This window comes from Oceanivirga salmonicida (genome assembly GCF_001517915.1).
GTDB classification, from domain to species: Bacteria; Fusobacteriota; Fusobacteriia; order Fusobacteriales; family Leptotrichiaceae; genus Oceanivirga; species Oceanivirga salmonicida.
Window position 1 is genome coordinate 14,376 of sequence record NZ_LOQI01000012.1, and the last position, 19,342, is coordinate 33,717.

The following is a 19,342-nucleotide window of genomic DNA, read 5'->3' on the forward strand; positions in this document are numbered from 1 at the left end:
CTCCATTATCTTAAAAAAGTGGTGCAAAGGCACGAAATATTGGTAATAATATCACTTCAATTATTATTGACCATTTTTTATTTTTTAACTCAACTTCTTTACTTTTTTCTTGTATATCTAAAAAATCTTTTTTTATTTCTAATACACTTTTATCATTTAGTAACCACACTGCATTTTCTATATTATGCGTTAAAGATCTATAATCTAAATTTATTGTTCCTATTATTGCTGATTTATTATCACTTACAAATTGCTTACAGTGAATAAATCCAGGTGTATACTCAAATATACGAACTCCTGCATTTATCAAAGGTGGATAAAATGATTTTGTTAGCATATATATTAACTTTTTATCAGGTATGCCTGGAACTATTATTCTAACATCTACACCTGCTTTTGAAGCCATTACTAACTCATTTATCATATTATAGTTTAGTATCAAGTATGGAGTTGTAATATATACATAATCGCTTGCTCCCTTAACTATCTCACTATACATAGTTTCTCCAACATTTTCAGCATCTCCTGGATAATCTGTATATGGTGATATTATTCCATCATTTTCAAAAATTTCATAATCCTTTACTAAACGATTAGTATAATTTGGTATTTTATCTTCACATATTCCCCATAAAGTTAAAAACATTATTGTAAAAAAGTTTACACTGCTACCTTTTACTCTTATTCCAGTATCTTTCCAATGTCCAAATAAATTAACCTCATTTATATACTCATCTGCTAAATTTAATCCACCAGTAAAAGCAACCTTACCATCTATTATTGTAATTTTTCTATGATCTCTATTGTTAAAATGCATATCAAATATTCTTACTTTACTATTATATGGATAACACTTTATACCATGTTTTCTCAATTTTTTAGCAAAATGATTAGGGGCTTTAAATATACTTCCAAAACTATCAAAAGTAAATCTAACATCTACACCTTCACTTGCTTTTCTTTTAAGTATTTCTAATATTTTATCTAACATTATTCCATTTTGTACTATGAAATACTCCATGAATATGAACTTTTTTGCCTTATCTAACTCTATGAGCATATCCTCCCACATTGATTCTCCGGAAGAATAATATTTAATATCATTATTTTTATATATTCCTGCATTAGCATGTTTTTTTAGATAATAAGCTTGCCTTTTATTTGAAGTTTTCAAATTATCTATCAAGTAACTATCATCATCAATATTTTTAGATATTTCAGTACTAGCTTCTAAATTAAGACTATACTCATTTGCACTTGACCTTTTAGATAATAAAAATAATATACTACCTAAAATTGGTGTTAAAAAAATTAAAAACATCCAAGATAATTTGTAGTCAGGATTTATGTCTGATTTTATAATATATAAAGTTACAACAATAGAAATAGCTGTTAATATATATATTATTACTGTTTTTGCTTCTGGAAAAATGTTAAATAACCACCATAAAATTCCGAATTGGAACATCACTGAAAACAATATTAACATTATTCTTTTTAATCCTACTACCATATTATAACTTCCTTACCTTAAATTTTCTTTTAAAAATTTCTTTATTATCTCCCTATATTCATCATTATATTTTCTTATTGCTTGAACATGCTTAGTATCTTTAAATACATGCATTTCTTTGTTTTTTAGTAACTCATATACTCTTTCAGAGTTTTTAATTGGAACAAAACTATCAATATCTCCATGTAATATTAATCCTTTTAAATTAGTATTTTTTAATCCTTCTCTTGCATCTACATAAGAAATAAAATAGCCTCCTCTAATTCTTGTAACTAAACTTGCAAAATCTAATATTGGGAAAGAAGGTAACTTAAATAATTTTTTTAATTGATAAGCCATTTGTTCTTTTAATACCAAATAACCACTATCATCTATGAAAGCCTTAACATTATCCGGCAAATTCTTATTAAGTGAATTTAATACTGTTGCTGCCCCCATACTCATTCCCGATATTACAATTTTAGCATTAGGATCTTCTTCTACTATTCTATTAGCCCACATAGCCAAATCAACACTATCAAATCCACCCATTGATATTACATCGCCTTCACTATCTCCAAAACCTAGTAAATCAGGTGCTAACACATTGTAACCTAAGTCATAAAATAATTTAATATATATTGATACATAATATGCACTGCTTCCATAACCATGTACCATTATTACATATTTATCCGTCTTTTCTTTTTGCATAAATCTATGTGCTACTATTTTAGCACCAGTAACACTTGTTCCATATATTTTTTCATCATTTTCTAAAAACCATTTTTTATTTTCTTCTTCTTTTTCATATTTTACTGTATCGTCATCATCTTGTGCTAATACTTCTGATGATATATTTTTAGGATTCAATGAATAATCATATAAATAATTTCCTATTCCTAAAAACACTAGTAATACAACCGTTACTATTCCTAATAATACTTTTTTTAACATTACTACTCTCCTATTTTTTCATAAACTTCTTGTAATCTTCTAAATCTGCTTCTTACACCTGACTTAGTTATATTAAGTTTAGTTGCTAATTCCTGTAATGATATTTCTTGATACTTTAATCTTAATTTTGCTAATTCTTGTAATGGATGACTAAGTTTTGATATACCTACGTGTTTATCAATTTGTTCTATCATTTTTACCTGCTTATTTGAAGTATTTAATTTTTTCATTTCATTTGCTATTTCATAATTAATACTTCTACTTATTTTTAAATTTATTTCTTTGTTTATTGTAATTTCTTCATATTCAAAAAATGTATTTATAGCATCTAATTTAATTACAACATCAAGTATATTTTCACTGTTTCTAACATATACTATTTCCGTATTTTTTTTGTTAGACATTAATACTTTAATTCCCATATCTTTTAAAATTTCATATAATTTTAATGCTGAATTTTCATAATCTACAAAGAAATCTAACGAATGTCCTTTATTAGGATTTTTTATATATCCAGAACTTATAAAAAAACCTCTTAAAACCCATTTGTTATTTAAATCATTAAAATTATCTTTAAAATTTTTTATACTTACTATATTTATATTATTATGCTTAGTTATAGTATAATCTATACTATCTATTATTTTCAAATTTTCTTTAATTCTATTAATTATATAGATTAATTCTGTTTTAAAAACTATATTTTCATTATTTAAATCATTTTTAGAATATACTATGCCATATAACTCAGAAAGTGCTTCTACCTTATTTTTGGCTTTTATAGAAAGCATTTCTCTTTTTAATTTCATACTAAATGATACTTTATTTTTTTCCATAATTTATTCCTGATTCCCATTTTATTCTAAATACTATTACTATGAATATTAATGCTGCCAAGACATTTGAAAATAGGTTTCCATAAAAGAAAGAATAATATGATAAACTATTTTCTGTTAAAATTATAAATATATATCTAAATAGCCATATTCTCATAAATCCCATAATTAATGGTATAGTTGTTCTACCCAATCCGTTTAAAGCAGATTGACATATTGTAAATATTCCAAAAGGGATTATAGCATATGTAAATATAGCTAATGATTCTTTGGCGATAAATAAAATATCTAATTCTTTTTTTGAAAATAATTTAGTATAAAAATCTAAAAACGGCAATATAAGCAATAGTGTTATAACTGATATACTTAAACAAAATAACATTCCTATTAAAAAAGATTCTTTTGCTTTTTTCTTATTTCCTACACCAATATTTAAACTTATCATCGTAGTTACTGCTACACCTATACTTGCAGGGACTTGAAAACTTATACCATTTATATAACCCGCTATTCCTATTCCACCTAATAATGTACTTCCATATTTTTTCATTTCCATATTTATCATTAAAAAGCCTAGACTAACCATCATATAATTAAGCATGGATGGAAATCCTACCCTTACTAATTCTTTAATTATCTTAATATTAATATAATATTTTCTTATATCTAATTTATATAAGTAATCTTTAATGAATAAGTCATAATACATCCATATTCCTGTAAGGAAATACGCAAAAAATGAGGCTATTACTGCTCCTTTTATATCCATTTTTAAAGTACTTAAAAATATATAATTGAAGAATATTTTTAATAATAACAAAACCACCATTCTATAAAATGGCGATTCAGGATTACCCGTTGCATTTTTTAATGCATTAAATATAGCCGCCAAGAATTGAAAAGGTAATACAACAGAATATAAAGAAACATAGATAAATACGTCATTACTCATAGATATATCTACAGTTGAAGACATATATAGAGCAACTAATATACTAATGGGTATCGTAAATATTCCACAAAATATACTAAACACCAATATTTGAAGTGATACATTTTTAACTTCTTCTACATCTCCTCTACCTACAATTTGTCCTATCATTGCCATAGCAGCAACTCCAAGACCAGCAGATAGACCTAGCATTATATCTATTGCGGGCTTAACATAAGTTATTGCGGCTACTCTTTTGGCCCCTATAATATTATTTAAAAATAATCCATCTGTAAATGGTATCATAGCTCCAACAAGAGCCATTACAATTATAGGAATAGAAAGAAATAATAATGTTTTAAATGTATTCCCATTTAAAATTAATTCTCTTCTTTCTTTCATATTAAGTTTAATCAACTTTTTCTCCTTTTAGAACTATTTTGTTATTTCTAATACAGTATCTCTACCTTCAATTACATCTTTGCCTATAAATGTTTCTATATTTAAATAATCTTCTGAGTCTAAAACTATTATTGGAGTTATAACAGATGGAACATTTTCTTTTAAATATTCTAAATCATATTTTATTACTACGTCTCCTGCTTCCACTTTATCGCCTTCACTAGCTACCTTAGTAAATCCATTACCTTTTAATTCTACTGTGTTTAAACCAAAATGAACTAAAATATTAACTCCATCTTCTGTTTCAACAGTAAATGCATGTAAAGTTTCAAATAACTGTGTTATAGTTCCCTTTACAGGTGATACAATATTTCCTGATTTTTCAGGTATTATTGCTATACCATCTCCTAATAATTTTTTAGCAAAAGTTTCGTCAGGAACTTCTTTAATGTCTACAACTTTTCCAGTTATAGCAGCTTTGATTATTGTTTTCTTTATTTCTTTTTTTTCTTCTTTTTTTCCAAATAATTTATCAAAAAAACCCATATCATTTCTCCCTTATTTTGTGCCTGTACTTCCATAGCCACCAACACCTCTAACGGTATCACTTAATTCATCAACTAATTCAAAATCAAATTTTTCATATTTTGTAAATACTATTTGTGCTATTCTTTCACCTATTTCAACAGTTCTAACTTCATTAGAATGATTATGAAGTGCAACCATAATTTCACCCCTATAATCACAATCTATAACCCCAACTTTATTAGCAGGTGCTAAACCTTTTTTTAAAGCTGTTCCACTTCTAGCATATACTAATCCTACATACCCTTTTGGTATTTCCATGCATATTCCTGTATGTAATAAATGTGTTTCCCCTGGTTTAATAACTATATTTTCATCTAATAAGGCATATAAATCTGCTCCTGCTGAAAATTCAGTTCCATAACTTGGTATTATTGCTTTTTCATTTATTTTTTTTATTTTCATTTTAATTTTCCCTCATTAATAATGTTTTTAATAATGCTCTATTATCAAATGCAAGTCCCGCTCCTATTACAACTGATTCTAATGGTTTTTCAGGTTTTATAACGGGAACATTAATATTATTTTCTATATATTCATCTAAATATTTAATATATGCTCCACCACCTGTTAATACAATTCCATTATCTAATATATCAGTCGCTATTTCAGGAGGACATTTACTTAAAACTTCTTTTACACTATCAAGTATTTTTTGTAATGATGGCATTATAGCTTCTCTTACCTGATTTGCAGTTATATTCAATTCACATGGAATATTAGTTATTAAATGTCTTCCTTTTATAGTCATACTATTATTTTGACTTGTATTTAATTCTATAGCAGTTCCTATTTCTTTTTTTATTTTTTCAGCAGTTCTATCACCAATGGCTAAATTTAAATTTTCTTTTACATATCTTATAATATCTTTATCTAAACTATTACCTGCTATTCTTATAGATCTACTTACTACTATTTCATTCAAAGATAATACTGCAACATCAGTAGAACCTCCACCTATATCAATAACCATACTTCCTGTTGGAAGTGATATATTGGTTCCACTACCAATAATTGCTGCTCTTCCTTCTTCTATAAGATATATTTTTTTAGCTCCTGTTACAGATTCAAATAAAGCCCTTTTTTCAACTGTTGTAACTTCTATTGGAACGCACAACATTATATCTGGCTTAAAAGGAGATAATCCATATACCCTTTTTATAAATGTATATAACATATCTCTTGCTGCATCTAAATCAGATATAACTCCTTCTTTTAATGGCTTTATTACTTCTAATGTATCAGGATTTTTACCTATCATTTGTCTTGCTTCACTACCTACTGCGACAATAGTTCTAGTTTTTTTATCTCTTACTATAACTGATGGCTCATTAAGTACAATCGCTTTTTTTTGCTTGTCGTATATAAGTACATTAGATGTTCCTAAATCTATCGCCAAACTTTTATTAACTTTAAAAAAGTTAAATATATTTGATATCATATTTATTTAGTCTCCTATATACTCATTAATTCTTTTTCTTTTTTACTTAATACCTCATCTATAAGTCCTACATATTTATCTGTTAATTTTTGTATTGAATCTTCATTAGATTTTAATTCATCTTCACTTATTTCACTATCTTTTTCCATCTTTTTAATTTTAGTATTAGCATCTTTTCTTATGCTTCTTATTGCTATTTTACCATCTTCTGCTTCTTTTTTTACCACCTTAACATACTCTTTTCTTCTTTCTTCTGTTAATTCAGGCAATACTAACCTAATAATTTTACCATCATTTGATGGATTAAATCCTAAGTTAGCTTTTAATATTTCTTTTTCAATAGCAGGTATTAAAGATTTATCCCATGGGTCTATAACTATTAATCTGCTTTCAGGCGCTGATAATGAAGCTACTTGATTTAATGGACTCATTTGTCCAAAATAATCAACACTAACACCATCTATCATTGATACATTTGCTCTACCTGCTCTTACATGTGCAAATTTTTCCTTAGTAACATCTAAAGTTTTTTTCATTTTTTCTTCTACTTCTATCATTAATTCTTCTAACATTTTTTTACTCCTTTACTAGTGTTCCTATTTTTTCACCTTTTACTAATCTTAAAATATTTCCATTTTCAGTTGCATTAAATACTAATATAGGCATTTTATTTTCACGGCATAACGATAAAGCTGTTGAATCCATAACTCTTAAATTTTTAATTATGGCTTCTTGATATGATAATTCATCATATTTAATAGCATCTGAATACTTAACTGGGTCTTTATCATATATTCCATCAACCTTAGTCCCTTTTGCTAATATATCTGCATGTATTTCAATTGCTCTTATGGCTCCTCCTGAATCTGTTGTAAAATATGGCATTCCCGTTCCTCCAGAAAATATAACCACTCTACCTTTTTCTAAGTGTCTTATAGCTCTTCTTCTGATATATGGTTCTGCTACTTCTGGCATAGCAATAGATGTTAAAACCCTAGTTGGTACACCTAAACTTTCTATAAAATTTTGAAGTGCTAACCCATTCATTATAGTTGCAAGCATACCCATAGTATCTCCTGTTGCTCTATCAACTCCTGTTTTAGTTCCAGATAGTCCTCTAAATAGATTTCCACCACCTATAACTATTGCTACTTGCACTCCCAATGAATGTATTTCTTTAATTTGAGTAGCTAAATCAATTAATATTTCTTCATCATAGCCAAATTTTTTATTTCCTGCTAATGCTTCTCCACTTAATTTTAATAGTATTCTTTTATACTTCATCATTACTCCCATTTTTCTAAAAAAGGGGATTTATCAACCCCCTTTATATGTCTATTTTCCTGCTATTTGAGCCGCAACTTCTGCTGCAAAATCTTCTTCTTTTTTCTCTATTCCATCTCCAACTTTGTATCTAACAAATGATACTAATTCTAATGGTTTTAAGAAATCTTCAACTTTTTTATCATCTCTAACATATTTTTGTTGATTTAGACAATTTTCTTCATAATATTTTCTTAATTTACCTTCTATTATTTTTTCTATTACTTCTGGTTTAAGATTTTTTCCAGTTTCTTTCATTTCTTCTTCAAACTGAATTCTTAATATATGTTCTTCTCTTTCTAAATCTTCTGGTGTAACATTAGATTTATCTAAAAATTTAGGATCCATAGCCGCTATATGCATAGCAACTCCTCTTAAATTCTCAGCATTTGCTTCTGTTAATTCTCCTTTTGCTTTAACTACTACTCCTATTTTACCACCCATATGTAGATAATCTACTACGAATGATTCAGGACATGCTTCTAATACTTCTAATCTTCTAATATTCATGTTTTCACCAATTTTAGCGATTAATTCTGTTAATAAAGTATCTATTGTTTTCCCATCCATTTCTAATGCTTTTAACTCTTCTACTGTTTTAACTGATTTTTCTAAAATTGTATTTACTAATTTCTTACCAAAAACTTTGAAATCGTCATTTTTAGCAACAAAGTCTGTTTCAGAGTTAAATTCTAAAACTACTCCTTTTTTATGATCTGAACTTACAACTGTAAATACTAATCCTTCTGCTGCTACTCTTCCTGATTTTTTTGCTGCCTTAGATATACCTTTTTCTCTTAACCAATCTATTGCTGCATCTATATTTCCATCATTTTCAGTTAAAGCCTTTTTACAATCAAGCATTCCTGCTCCTGTTCTATCTCTTAATTCTTTAACTAAAGCTGCTGTTATTGTCATATTTTATTCCCCCACTACTACTTCTTCATTTAATACTACTTCTTCAGTTTCAGTTTTTTCTACCGCAACTTCTTCTAAGCCACCTTGACCTTCTATAACTGCATTACCAATTACTGTTGTAAATAATTTTAATGATCTTATAGCATCATCATTAGCTGGTATTCTATATGTTACTAAATCAGGGTCTACATTTGTATCTACTAATGCTATAACTGGTATTCCTAATTTAGCTGCTTCTTCTAGTGCTAAAAATTCTTTTTTTATGTCTAATACAAATAATGCAGCAGGTAATTTATGCATTTCTTTAATTCCACCAACATTTTTTTCTAATTTTGACATTTCTTTTCTTAGTAATGTTGCTTCTTTTTTAGTGTATGAATTATCTAATTCTCCACTTGCATCCATTTCTTCAAGTTCTTTTAATCTCTTTACTCTACCTTTTATTGTTTGTAAGTTAGTCAATAATCCACCTAACCATCTTTGGTTAACATAGAATCCACCACATCTTAATGCTTCTTCTTTAATTGCATCTTGTGCTTGTTTTTTTGTTCCTACAAATAATACTTTTCCACCTTCTGCTGAAATTTCTCTTACAAATTCGTAAGCCTTTTCAGTTGCAGTTAATGTTTGTCTTAAATCTAAAATGTGTATACCGTTTCTTTCTGCGTAAATATACGGTTTCATTTTAGGGTTCCATCTTTTTGCTTGGTGTCCAAAATGTACACCTGCTTCTAATAATTGTGTCATGCTTATTACAGCCATTCTAATTCCTCCTATTTGGTTATTTCTTCTGTCATAATTTAGTGCAAACCTAAGTTCACCATGCACTAAAAAAATACAGACATGTTTATTCAAGATATATTACCATATTTTTAGTCTAATTGTCAAACAAAAATGTATGATTTTCTTAGGGTTTTTATTATAAAAATGTACCAATAATGAAATTAAAATCATTTATTGGTACATATTATGTTTATATTCTTATTATCCTATTATTTTTGCTACTTCATTTTTTAAAGTGTTTTTATCTCTTCCACCAACTAATGTAGTTAAAACTTCTCCATTTTTAAATACTACTATTGTAGGTATACTTCTAACACCGTATTCAACTGCAAAACTTTGGTATTGATCTATGTCAACTTTTATTACATTATAGTCTACTTCTCCTACTAGTTCTTCTAATACTGGTCCTAATGCACGACAAGGTCCACACCAAGTAGCAAAGAAATCAACTAATGTAACTTCACTTTCCTTAACAACTTCTAATAAATCTTTTAATTCTTTTCCACCTTCATAATGAATTAATTTTGCCATTTTTTTCCTCCTTTATTTAGCACCTAACGCTGCCATTGTAATATAATTATAAGGTTTATTAAAATGAGGTAAGAAGAATATATCTAACAATTTAAGTTTATCTATTGTTAACTTTTCTTGTATAGCTAATGAAAATAAATGTATTCCCATAGACACATCGTGTTTAGAAGCTATTTGAGCTCCAACTATTCTTCTACTTCCTTTTTCATAAACAATTTTTATTTTAACTTTTTCATTTGGCGAATTTTCTATAAAGTCCGCTTTTTGTACATCTTCAAAACTAGTTGATAAAACTTCCATTCCTAGTCTTTTTGCTGCTTCTTCTGTTAATCCTGTTGAAACCATATTGTAATCATATATAGATATACCATTAGATCCTTGTACTCCTGGTGATACTAATTCTGTTCCACAAGCATTATGTGCTGCTAATATACCTGATCTTACTGCATTTGTTGCTAATGCTATGTAGTTTATATCATCAATAGAATTATCATATACAGTTGCACAATCTCCTATTGCATAAACATCTTTTATATTAGTTTCTTGTTTTCTGTTTACTTTATAAGCATTTTGATGTAATTCTAATTTATCTTTTAATAAATCAGTATTTGGTCTAAATCCTATACATAAAACTACCATATCTGTTTTAAACTCACTTTTATCAGTTTTTACACCTTCTACTTTTTGATTTCCTAATATTGTTTCTACTTTTTGATTAAATAGTAATTCTACTCCATTAGATGATAATACATTACCCATCTCATTTCTAAATTCTTCGTCATAGTATGAACAAAGAACTGAATCTGATGAATCTATTAATGAAACATCTTTACCATTTCTCTTAAACGCTTCTGCTAATTCAACACCTATATATCCTGCTCCAACTACTGTTACATGTTTAATATCTTTTGATTCAATTTTTTCTATAACTTCTTTTGCATCTTGGAATAATTTAACAAATTGTACATTTTCTAAATCTTTTCCAGGTATAGGTGGATTTAATGGAAGTGAACCAGTAGATAAAATTAATTTATCATATTTCTCTTCATATTTTTTACCATCTAAACTTTGTGCATATACTATTTTATTATCTGTATCTATTTTAGTTACTTCTGTTTCCATATATACTTTTGCACCTTTTGATTCTAATGTTGGTTTATCTGAATAAAATAAACCATCAGATGTACTTATTTGATTACCTATCCATAATGCCATTCCGCAACCCAAAAAACTAATATTACTATTTTTATCAAATACTGTAACTTCTATTCCTTTATAATTGTCAAGTATAGTGTTTATTGCAGCTGTTCCTGCATGATTTGCTCCTACTAAAACTACTTTCATATTTTCAACTCCCATTTCTTATGCTGATACCATTATATCATATTTTATGTATTTTTGGTAAATTAAATTGATAAAACATGTTTTTATTATCATATATTTTAATTTTTTTCATTTTTTTTCACTATATGTAACATTTCACAAAAAGGAGAGTAAACTCCCCCTATAATTTTAGTTAAATTCTTTTAAAAATTCCTTAAGTTCTCTACTACTAACATTAGTATTAGCAGCTACATTTTTCCATATTTTACTATACTTAGTTCCATAAAATAGTCCTAGTGTATGCATAGTTGTATGATATGGTTTACTACCTTTATTTTCTTCTACATATTTTATTAATTTTTCTATTATTTCAAATCTTGAAATATTATATTCATTAAGCAACATAGGGTTATCATAAGCTGCTCTCCCTATCATTACTCTATCAACATATTGTAAATGTTCATTTACTTCTTCTATGGTTTTTATCCCACCATTTATTTCTATATTAAGATTAGGTCTATCTTTTTTTAATTTATATACCATATCATAATCTAATGGTGGTATAGTCCTATTTTCATGTGGACTAAGCCCTTTTAATATTGCAATTCTAGCATGTACTGTAAAATCTTTTATACCTACACTTGATATTTCATCAACAAACTCTAATAATTCAGAATAGCTATTCATTAATCTATCATCTTTTAATATACCCTTACCATCTATACCTATTCTATGTTTAAGTGTTATTGGTTTATCAGTAACTTCTTTAATACTATTTATTATTTTTTTAAGTAACTTAATATCAGACATAAGATAAGCACCCATCATATTATCAGAAACCCTATTAGATGGACAACCTGCATTAATATTTATGCTATCATAGTTATATTTATTTGCTTTATTAATAGCAATTTGTGCTAATTTCTCATCGTGAGTTGCAATCTGTAATGCTATAGGATGTTCTATTTCATTAAAATCTAATAATTTATCTAAATCTCCATTAATTATTGCCTGTGCTGTTATCATTTCAGTATACAAATAAGAACTTTTATTAAACATTCTTAAAAAGTTTCTAAAATGTTTTGTAGTTCTATCAACCATAGGAGCTATACTAATTTTATTCATCATTTGCTTATTAACAATACCCCTCCTGTCATTAAAAATACTCCTATTAATTTAATGAAAGTAAATGATTTAACTTTCAAACCTACAAGACCAAAATGATCTAGTATAAGAGCTGTTATTATTTGAGATAATATTATTAAAACTGTTGCAGTTCCTGCACCTAAATGTGGAATTATTACTATTAATAATGTTACAAATATAAGTCCTAAAAAAGCACCCATAAAACACCATAAAGGTACTGTTTTTAAAGTTTCTATACTAGGTAATTTTATTCCTTTAATTAAAAAGTAAATCGCTATAACTACTGTCCCTGCTAAAAATGTCCAAAATGTTGCAACTTCTACCCCTAAAACTTTTCCTAATGCTGAATTTACAGGGCTTTGTACTGTAACCGCTATTCCTGCAACTAATGCTAATATCATATATATTAATTTACCTTCTATCATTATTGTTCTCCTTTAATTTTTTTCCAATATTCTTTTATTTTACTTTCATATTTATTATTCCCATAAACATATAGGTTTAAATATTTATTCATATAATTTTGCTTAACATAATTATTGTTATAATTATGAGGATATAAATATTTTGATGCTCCTTGCTTTGTTAAATGGAAAGGTATATCTTGTACACCATTATCGTATATTATTTGCATCGCCTTATTAACAGCATTATATGCAGTATTACTCTTAGGTGACGTCGCTAAATATATCGCACATTCGGCTAATATTATTCTAGCTTCAGGCATACCAATTTTTTCTACTGCATTCATAGCAGAAACTGCTAAATTAAGTGCAGTAGGATTAGCTAGACCTATATCTTCACTAGCAGATATTACTAATCTTCTAGCTATATACATTAAATCTTCTCCACCAACCAAAAGTGAACTAAGCCAATAAACAGCAGCGTCAGGATCACTCCCTCTTATACTTTTTATCATTGCTGATATTCTATCATACTTAGCACCTGTATCATATTCTTTTTTTATATTTATTCCATTTTTTACCGTCTCTAAGTCAGTTTTTGCTATTAATTCTAATATATTTAAAGCATATCTTGCATCACCTTGACTAATAGATAATATATATTTTAAAGCGTTCTTATCTATTTCTATATCATTTTTTTTAGCAACAGACAACACTATTTTTTCTATATCTTCATCACTTAATTTCTTAAATTCTAAAACTACACATCTAGAAATTATGGCTCTATTCAAGTTATAATAAGGGTTTTCAGTTGTAGACCCTATTAATATTAAATTACCATCTTCTAAATCTTGCAATAAAGAATCTTGTTGTGCCTTATTAAATCTATGTATTTCATCAAATAAAAGTATTGTTTTTTCACCAGTCATTTGATTATGTGCCTTTGCCCTATTAGAAGTTTCTTTTACATTAGCTACTCCTGAATTTATTGCATTTAAATATTCAAAATTATAGCCTAATTTTTTTGCTATTATCTTAGAAATAGTAGTTTTACCTGTCCCTGGTGGTCCAAATATTATTAAATTTACTAATTCTTTTTTATCTAACATTTTTTTTATTATTTTCATAGCCTCTTCTTGACCATAAAAATCATCTAAATCTATTGGTCTACTCTCAAATGCTAGTGGACGCTTAGATTTATTTTCATATATTCCTAATTGTTCCATATTATCTTCCATACAACTTAGTAATATGTGATATAGCATTAGCTAAATCATCATTTAAAACAAACTCACCTATTCTCCATTGCCAATTTCCAACTGCAACTCCTGGAGTATTTATTCTTGCATCTTCTCCGTAACATAAATAATCTTGTATAGGTATTATACACATATTAGATACACTTCTTTGAGCAAGTCTTATTAAATGCCAACATATATCATCATCGTTAACATCTAAATAATCTCTTATTTGAGCTCTTTCTACATCACTTAAATTATTATACCAACCCAATGTAGTATTATTATCATGAGTTCCAGTATAAACTACTGAATTTTTCTCATAATTATGTACTAAATATAGGTTATCAGGGTCATTATTAAATGCAAATTGTAATATTTTCATACCTGGTAAATCAAAATCATTTTTTAATTTAATAACTTCATCAGTAAGTACTCCTAAATCCTCTGCTATTAAATTTATATTAGGAAATTCTTCAAATATTTCTTTAAAAAGGTCTTCGCCAGGCCCTTTTATCCATTTACCATTTATAGCAGTTTTTTCTTCTGCTGGTATTTCCCAATAAGATTCAAACCCTCTAAAATGATCAAGTCTTATTATGTTATAAAGTTCTAAATTAGATTTTATTCTTAATTTCCACCATTCATATGAATTATTTTTCATTTCTTCCCAATTATATACTGGATTCCCCCATAATTGTCCTGTTGAACTGAAATAATCAGGTGGAACTCCTGTAACTTTATCAAATACAAATAAATTAGAATTTGACCATGCATCTGCTGAATCCGTAGATACAAATATTGGTATATCTCCTATTATTTCAATATTTTTACTATTTGCATATTTTTTTATTTTTGACCATTGTCTAAAAAATAGAAATTGCATAAATTTTTGTACATCAATATCGTGAGATAATAATTTACTATATTTATCAATAGCTTCTTCATTTCTAAATCTAATATCATCATCCCAATTATGCCAAGATGAACCTTTAAAGTGTTTTTTTATTGACATAAATAGCGAAAAATCATTTAACCAATATGAATGCTTAATTTTAAATTCTTCAAATTCAACATTTAACTTCTCTTTATTATTATATGCTTTTTCTAAAATCATATTTTTAGCATAATATAGTTTCCCATAATCTACTAAATAAGGGTTATCATTTTTTAAAATTTCTATATCTTCATAAGTTAATAATTGCTCATTAACCAATTCTTCAACATCTACTAAATACGGATTACCTGCAAATGCTGAAAAACATTGGTAAGGAGAATCATTAAACCCAGTAGGCCCTAATGGAAATATTTGCCATAGAGTTTGACCTGCTTTTTCTAAAAAATCTATAAATTCATATGCTTTTTTACCTAATGTCCCTATTGTATATTCCCCAGAAAAAGAACTAGGGTGCATTAATATACCTGCTTTTCTTTCTCTTTTATCTCTAATTCTTTCTAATAACTCATCCAATTTACTATTATCTTTTTCTTCAATAGTAATTTCAACCTTTTTCTTAAAATCACCTAATAAAGACTTCATAGTTTTTTCAAATAAATCATCAGTTTTTTGCTTTTTTATCATTTTTTCTCCTCTGTCATTGCAAGATATACCGCACCATATATACCTGCATCATTTCCTAATTTTGCTTGTTTTATTTTAAGATTTTCTAATATTGGAGGTAATGTATATGCTTTTAATTTTTCTTTTACTTTATCAAACAGAAAATCCCCTGCTAAGGCTACTCCTCCACCTACAACTATGACATCAGGATCTAAAATATTTAAAACATATGATAATCCTAATGCTAAATAATTGGCTTCATCATCAACTATATCAATAGCCATTGCATCGCCTGCTTTTGCTGCATCAAATACATCTTTGGCTTCTATAGGTCTTTTAGTATATATTTCATATAGGCTTGTTTTTTTATTTACTCTTAATCTTGATTCTGCTTCTCTTTCTATACCAGTTGCTGAAGCATATGCTTCAAAACATCCTCTTTGTCCACAACCACATAAAAGTCCATTTGGAACGATAGTTACATGCCCTAATTCTCCAGCTCCACCTATTTTACCAGAAATTATTTTGCCTGAATTAACTACACCTGCTCCTATACCTGTCCCTATTGCTACTCCAATTACATCTTTATAGCCTTTACCTGCTCCTACAAATACTTCTCCTAATGTTATTACATTAACATCATTATCTATATATACTGGTACTTCTAAAAGTTTTCTAAATTCATCTGCGACTTTTAATTCTTTTGGCCATGGAAAATTACTAAACATTTTAACTTTACTTTTTGCAATAACTGGACCTGGAACTCCTACTCCTACACAACTTAAATCTTTTATACTCAAATCTTTTTTTTCTAATTCTGATTTAAGAGTATCACATATTCTTTTTATAGTTTTTTCATAACCATATTCAGATGAAGTTTTAATGCTTGTTTTTAAAATTATATTAGCATTTTCATCTAAAACACCTATTTTAGTATTAGTTCCTCCTAAGTCAATTCCGCCATAATATTTCATTAATAAACCTCCAAATTTTATATATCTACTACTATACTTTTTAATTTTGTCATACTTAATATACTATGTTTTATACCTTGTACTCCCATTCCACTATCTTTTATTCCAAAGAAAGGAAAATTATCTGGTCCTCTTTGTGTTTTATTATTTATATGTACTGTACCTACTTCTAATTTTCTTGCTATATCAAATGCCATTTTAATGTTTTGTGTAAATACTGAACTTTGCAGACCATAATTAGACATATTTGCTATTTTTATAGCTTCTTCAACACTTGAAACTCTAATTATTGGAAGTACTGGACCAAAAGGTTCTTCAAAAGCTACTTCCATATCTAAACTTACATTATCTAATAAAGTTGGGTATATTATGTTCCCTTCTCTTTTATTACTTAATACTAATTTAGCACCTTTATCTATTGCATCTTTTATTAAATTTTCTACAAAATCTGCACTTTTACTATCTATTAACGGTGTTATATAAACACCTTCTTCCATAGGATTTCCTACTTTTAATTTAGTTACTTTTTCTTTTATTTTCTCTACTAATCTATCTGCAATTTTATCTATAACTAAAACTCTTTTTATAGCTGTACATCTTTGTCCTGAATAACTATATGCTCCTTTTACTATTTCGCTAGAAGCCTTTTCTAAATCAGCATCTTCTAATACTATGGCAGCATCTTTTCCACCTAATTCTAACATAAGACCTTTCATTTCTGACTTATTTGATATGCCTTTTCCTACATTAGTACTACCTGTAAAATTAATAAACTTAATTGATTTATGAGTTATTATATGATCTCCTATAACTCTACCATAACCTGTTACTATTTCTAGCACATTTTTAGGTAATGCTTTATTTAATATTTTCACCATTTCATTACATACAATAGAACCCTGTGTAGGTGGTTTAAATAGGACTACATTTCCCATAATTAATGCTGGTATTATTTTTGATATAGATAAATTTATAGGGTAATTAAATGGTGCAATACATAAGACCACTCCTAATGGTTCTCTATGTACTAAAGCCCTTTTATTAACTCCTAATCCTCTACCATCATATATTTCATCACTAATACGAAGTGCTTCTTCAATAGTATAATATATCATTTCTATACTTCTATCTATCTCAGACAACGCATCTTTATATGGTTTAGAGATTTCCATAGCCATTATTTTGGCTAATTTTTCTTTATCATTTTCTAATAAAACTGCACATTCTTTTAACATAGTTGCTCTTTTAATAATTTCTATATTTTTAAAATCCTCAAAAGATTTTTCTAAATCCATGATTATACTATCAATTTTTTGAGTATTCATAGCTTCTACATAACCTAAACTCTCCTTATTTACAGGAGAAAAAATTTCTATCTTTTCCATATAACTCCTACTTTAATTTATTTATCCACATTATTAATTCATCATATATTTTAAATTTATTTATTTCGTGTAAATTATCGTGTCTTCCGCCCTCATTTTTTATTAATTTAATATTTCTTATCTTATTATTTATTTTAACCATATATTTTTTTGCTTTTTCCTGATTTATACTATAATCTTCACTTCCAAAAATTATTAATACATTAGCATCTTCTCTAATTTTATTCAATGATTTCTTAACTTTTTTCATAAGTTTTAATTGTTCATAAAAATATATAGGTTTGGCATTAAATCCACAATTTATATCTTTCTCATATTTTTTCAATTCTTCTTTATCTCTAGTTAAATAAGCATATTTCCCTTCTTCTTTAAAATTTTTATTGTATAAAGTTCTATATGAATTTAAACTGCTTTCATTTAAATCAAATTGATCTTCTATCATTGTTTTTAATAACAATAAATTTATAGATATTGTCTTTTCAAAAGGTAGAGCTGATAAAATTAGATTTTTATAATCTTTTCTAATTGCCAAATCAGATACTATTAAACTACCTAAACCATGCCCAAATAAAATTAAATCATTATGGTTTAATTTATTAAATTTGAATAATAAAAAATTATCTATATTTTCAATTATTTTCTCTAAACCGCCTTCTCCAAAATCACTAACTTCTTTGGTTTGTAATTTACCATGTCCATTCAACTCCAAAACATATACATTAAAGCCTTTGTCATAGAAATATTTAGCAAAATGTTCGTATCTATCTATATGTTCAAATGCATCATGTATAAATACTATATTTTTACATTTTTTTTCAATATGTTCATAACTTAGATATGGGATATCATTAAAAAATTCAAAATCCATAAAAACTCCCTTCTTTCATAGTTTATATTATATCATAAAAAAATGCATTTTCAAACTGAAATAAAAATTTAAATTATGGAAAAATAACCTTTATTTATAATAATACTTATAGAAAATTATTATCCAGTATTTTTGCTAAACCAATTAGACTTTTTATAAAACACTAATTTAAATTGGGGCTGTTGCAAATAGGTAGTTTTTAAACTACTTATTGCAACTCTCTTTTTTTTTTTAGAAAAAAAAA

20 protein-coding genes are annotated in these 19,342 nt (G+C 27.0%); all 20 read right to left on the reverse strand.

The window, feature by feature from the left end:
- Window positions 1–10 precede the first annotated feature (10 nt).
- A complete protein-coding gene (locus AWT72_RS02625) occupies window positions 11–1,513 on the reverse strand; it encodes a phospholipase D-like domain-containing protein (protein ID WP_067140381.1) in 1,503 nt (500 codons plus the stop codon).
- A 12-nt stretch (window positions 1,514–1,525) separates the two neighbouring features.
- Complete coding sequence (locus AWT72_RS02630) at window positions 1,526–2,449, reverse strand: alpha/beta hydrolase (protein WP_067140384.1); 924 nt, start codon at window positions 2,447–2,449, stop codon at window positions 1,526–1,528.
- A gap of 2 nt (window positions 2,450–2,451) precedes the next feature.
- Window positions 2,452–3,285 carry a DNA-binding protein WhiA gene (gene whiA, locus AWT72_RS02635; RefSeq protein WP_067140387.1) on the reverse strand — a complete coding sequence of 278 codons (834 nt, stop codon included), beginning with the start codon at window positions 3,283–3,285 and terminating at the stop codon, window positions 2,452–2,454.
- Window positions 3,272–4,633, reverse strand: coding sequence for an MATE family efflux transporter (locus tag AWT72_RS02640; RefSeq protein WP_082680512.1), 1,362 nt, complete (start codon window positions 4,631–4,633; stop codon window positions 3,272–3,274). The genes whiA and AWT72_RS02640 overlap by 14 nt, the downstream gene beginning before the upstream one ends.
- Before the next feature lie 18 nt (window positions 4,634–4,651).
- Entirely contained in the window at window positions 4,652–5,164 is a 513-nt protein-coding gene (locus tag AWT72_RS02645) for a PTS sugar transporter subunit IIA (protein WP_067140390.1), read from the reverse strand.
- A gap of 12 nt (window positions 5,165–5,176) precedes the next feature.
- Window positions 5,177–5,608, reverse strand: a complete 432-nt coding sequence (gene dut, locus AWT72_RS02650; protein WP_067140394.1) for a dUTP diphosphatase — start codon at window positions 5,606–5,608, stop codon at window positions 5,177–5,179.
- Between the two features lies 1 nt (window position 5,609).
- Window positions 5,610–6,644, reverse strand: a complete 1,035-nt coding sequence (locus AWT72_RS02655) for a rod shape-determining protein (RefSeq protein ID WP_067140397.1) — start codon at window positions 6,642–6,644, stop codon at window positions 5,610–5,612.
- A 14-nt stretch (window positions 6,645–6,658) separates the two neighbouring features.
- Window positions 6,659–7,216, reverse strand: coding sequence for a ribosome recycling factor (gene frr, locus AWT72_RS02660; protein ID WP_067140400.1), 558 nt, complete (start codon window positions 7,214–7,216; stop codon window positions 6,659–6,661).
- Between the two features lie 4 nt (window positions 7,217–7,220).
- Window positions 7,221–7,931 (reverse strand): UMP kinase, encoded by a 711-nt coding sequence (gene pyrH, locus AWT72_RS02665; protein WP_067140434.1) that lies wholly within the window; start codon window positions 7,929–7,931, stop codon window positions 7,221–7,223.
- A gap of 48 nt (window positions 7,932–7,979) precedes the next feature.
- On the reverse strand, window positions 7,980–8,885 hold the full coding sequence (gene tsf, locus AWT72_RS02670; RefSeq protein WP_067140403.1) for a translation elongation factor Ts: 906 nt from the start codon (window positions 8,883–8,885) through the stop codon (window positions 7,980–7,982).
- A 3-nt stretch (window positions 8,886–8,888) separates the two neighbouring features.
- Window positions 8,889–9,647: a 30S ribosomal protein S2 gene (gene rpsB, locus AWT72_RS02675; protein ID WP_067140407.1), complete on the reverse strand. Its 759-nt coding sequence runs from the start codon at window positions 9,645–9,647 to the stop codon at window positions 8,889–8,891.
- Between the two features lie 222 nt (window positions 9,648–9,869).
- A complete protein-coding gene (trxA, locus tag AWT72_RS02680; RefSeq protein WP_067140410.1) occupies window positions 9,870–10,199 on the reverse strand; it encodes a thioredoxin in 330 nt (109 codons plus the stop codon).
- A 12-nt stretch (window positions 10,200–10,211) separates the two neighbouring features.
- Window positions 10,212–11,543, reverse strand: a complete 1,332-nt coding sequence (gene nox, locus AWT72_RS02685; RefSeq protein WP_067140413.1) for a H2O-forming NADH oxidase — start codon at window positions 11,541–11,543, stop codon at window positions 10,212–10,214.
- Window positions 11,544–11,711: 168 nt separating this feature from the next.
- Window positions 11,712–12,650, reverse strand: coding sequence for a tRNA dihydrouridine(20/20a) synthase DusA (gene dusA, locus AWT72_RS02690; protein ID WP_067140415.1), 939 nt, complete (start codon window positions 12,648–12,650; stop codon window positions 11,712–11,714).
- Complete coding sequence (locus tag AWT72_RS02695; RefSeq protein ID WP_067140419.1) at window positions 12,647–13,093, reverse strand: DMT family transporter; 447 nt, start codon at window positions 13,091–13,093, stop codon at window positions 12,647–12,649. The genes dusA and AWT72_RS02695 overlap by 4 nt, the downstream gene beginning before the upstream one ends.
- Complete coding sequence (locus AWT72_RS02700) at window positions 13,093–14,310, reverse strand: replication-associated recombination protein A (RefSeq protein WP_231724043.1); 1,218 nt, start codon at window positions 14,308–14,310, stop codon at window positions 13,093–13,095. Before AWT72_RS02700 ends, AWT72_RS02695 begins: the two co-directional genes overlap by 1 nt.
- Complete coding sequence (gene malQ, locus AWT72_RS02705; RefSeq protein WP_231724044.1) at window positions 14,300–15,892, reverse strand: 4-alpha-glucanotransferase; 1,593 nt, start codon at window positions 15,890–15,892, stop codon at window positions 14,300–14,302. Before malQ ends, AWT72_RS02700 begins: the two co-directional genes overlap by 11 nt.
- Window positions 15,889–16,845: an ROK family protein gene (locus tag AWT72_RS02710; protein ID WP_067140423.1), complete on the reverse strand. Its 957-nt coding sequence runs from the start codon at window positions 16,843–16,845 to the stop codon at window positions 15,889–15,891. Before AWT72_RS02710 ends, malQ begins: the two co-directional genes overlap by 4 nt.
- Before the next feature lie 17 nt (window positions 16,846–16,862).
- Entirely contained in the window at window positions 16,863–18,230 is a 1,368-nt protein-coding gene (locus tag AWT72_RS02715) for an aldehyde dehydrogenase family protein (protein ID WP_067140426.1), read from the reverse strand.
- Window positions 18,231–18,237: 7 nt separating this feature from the next.
- The gene (locus AWT72_RS02720; protein ID WP_067140429.1) at window positions 18,238–19,098 is read right to left on the reverse strand and encodes a serine aminopeptidase domain-containing protein; all 861 of its coding nucleotides are present in this window, start codon (window positions 19,096–19,098) and stop codon (window positions 18,238–18,240) included.
- Window positions 19,099–19,342: the final 244 nt, after the last annotated feature.

Coding starts and splice junctions, on each gene's coding strand:
- AWT72_RS02625 (WP_067140381.1), bottom strand. CDS start 1,513: ATGGTAGTAGGATTAAAAAGAATAATGTTAATATTGTTTTCAGTGATG.
- AWT72_RS02630 (WP_067140384.1), bottom strand. CDS start 2,449: ATGTTAAAAAAAGTATTATTAGGAATAGTAACGGTTGTATTACTAGTG.
- whiA (WP_067140387.1), bottom strand. CDS start 3,285: ATGGAAAAAAATAAAGTATCATTTAGTATGAAATTAAAAAGAGAAATG.
- AWT72_RS02645 (WP_067140390.1), bottom strand. CDS start 5,164: ATGGGTTTTTTTGATAAATTATTTGGAAAAAAAGAAGAAAAAAAAGAA.
- dut (WP_067140394.1), bottom strand. CDS start 5,608: ATGAAAATAAAAAAAATAAATGAAAAAGCAATAATACCAAGTTATGGA.
- AWT72_RS02655 (WP_067140397.1), bottom strand. CDS start 6,644: ATGATATCAAATATATTTAACTTTTTTAAAGTTAATAAAAGTTTGGCG.
- frr (WP_067140400.1), bottom strand. CDS start 7,216: ATGTTAGAAGAATTAATGATAGAAGTAGAAGAAAAAATGAAAAAAACT.
- pyrH (WP_067140434.1), bottom strand. CDS start 7,931: ATGATGAAGTATAAAAGAATACTATTAAAATTAAGTGGAGAAGCATTA.
- tsf (WP_067140403.1), bottom strand. CDS start 8,885: ATGACAATAACAGCAGCTTTAGTTAAAGAATTAAGAGATAGAACAGGA.
- rpsB (WP_067140407.1), bottom strand. CDS start 9,647: ATGGCTGTAATAAGCATGACACAATTATTAGAAGCAGGTGTACATTTT.
- trxA (WP_067140410.1), bottom strand. CDS start 10,199: ATGGCAAAATTAATTCATTATGAAGGTGGAAAAGAATTAAAAGATTTA.
- nox (WP_067140413.1), bottom strand. CDS start 11,543: ATGAAAGTAGTTTTAGTAGGAGCAAATCATGCAGGAACAGCTGCAATA.
- dusA (WP_067140415.1), bottom strand. CDS start 12,650: ATGATGAATAAAATTAGTATAGCTCCTATGGTTGATAGAACTACAAAA.
- AWT72_RS02695 (WP_067140419.1), bottom strand. CDS start 13,093: ATGATAGAAGGTAAATTAATATATATGATATTAGCATTAGTTGCAGGA.
- AWT72_RS02700 (WP_231724043.1), bottom strand. CDS start 14,310: ATGGAAGATAATATGGAACAATTAGGAATATATGAAAATAAATCTAAG.
- malQ (WP_231724044.1), bottom strand. CDS start 15,892: ATGATAAAAAAGCAAAAAACTGATGATTTATTTGAAAAAACTATGAAG.
- AWT72_RS02710 (WP_067140423.1), bottom strand. CDS start 16,845: ATGAAATATTATGGCGGAATTGACTTAGGAGGAACTAATACTAAAATA.
- AWT72_RS02715 (WP_067140426.1), bottom strand. CDS start 18,230: ATGGAAAAGATAGAAATTTTTTCTCCTGTAAATAAGGAGAGTTTAGGT.
- AWT72_RS02720 (WP_067140429.1), bottom strand. CDS start 19,098: ATGGATTTTGAATTTTTTAATGATATCCCATATCTAAGTTATGAACAT.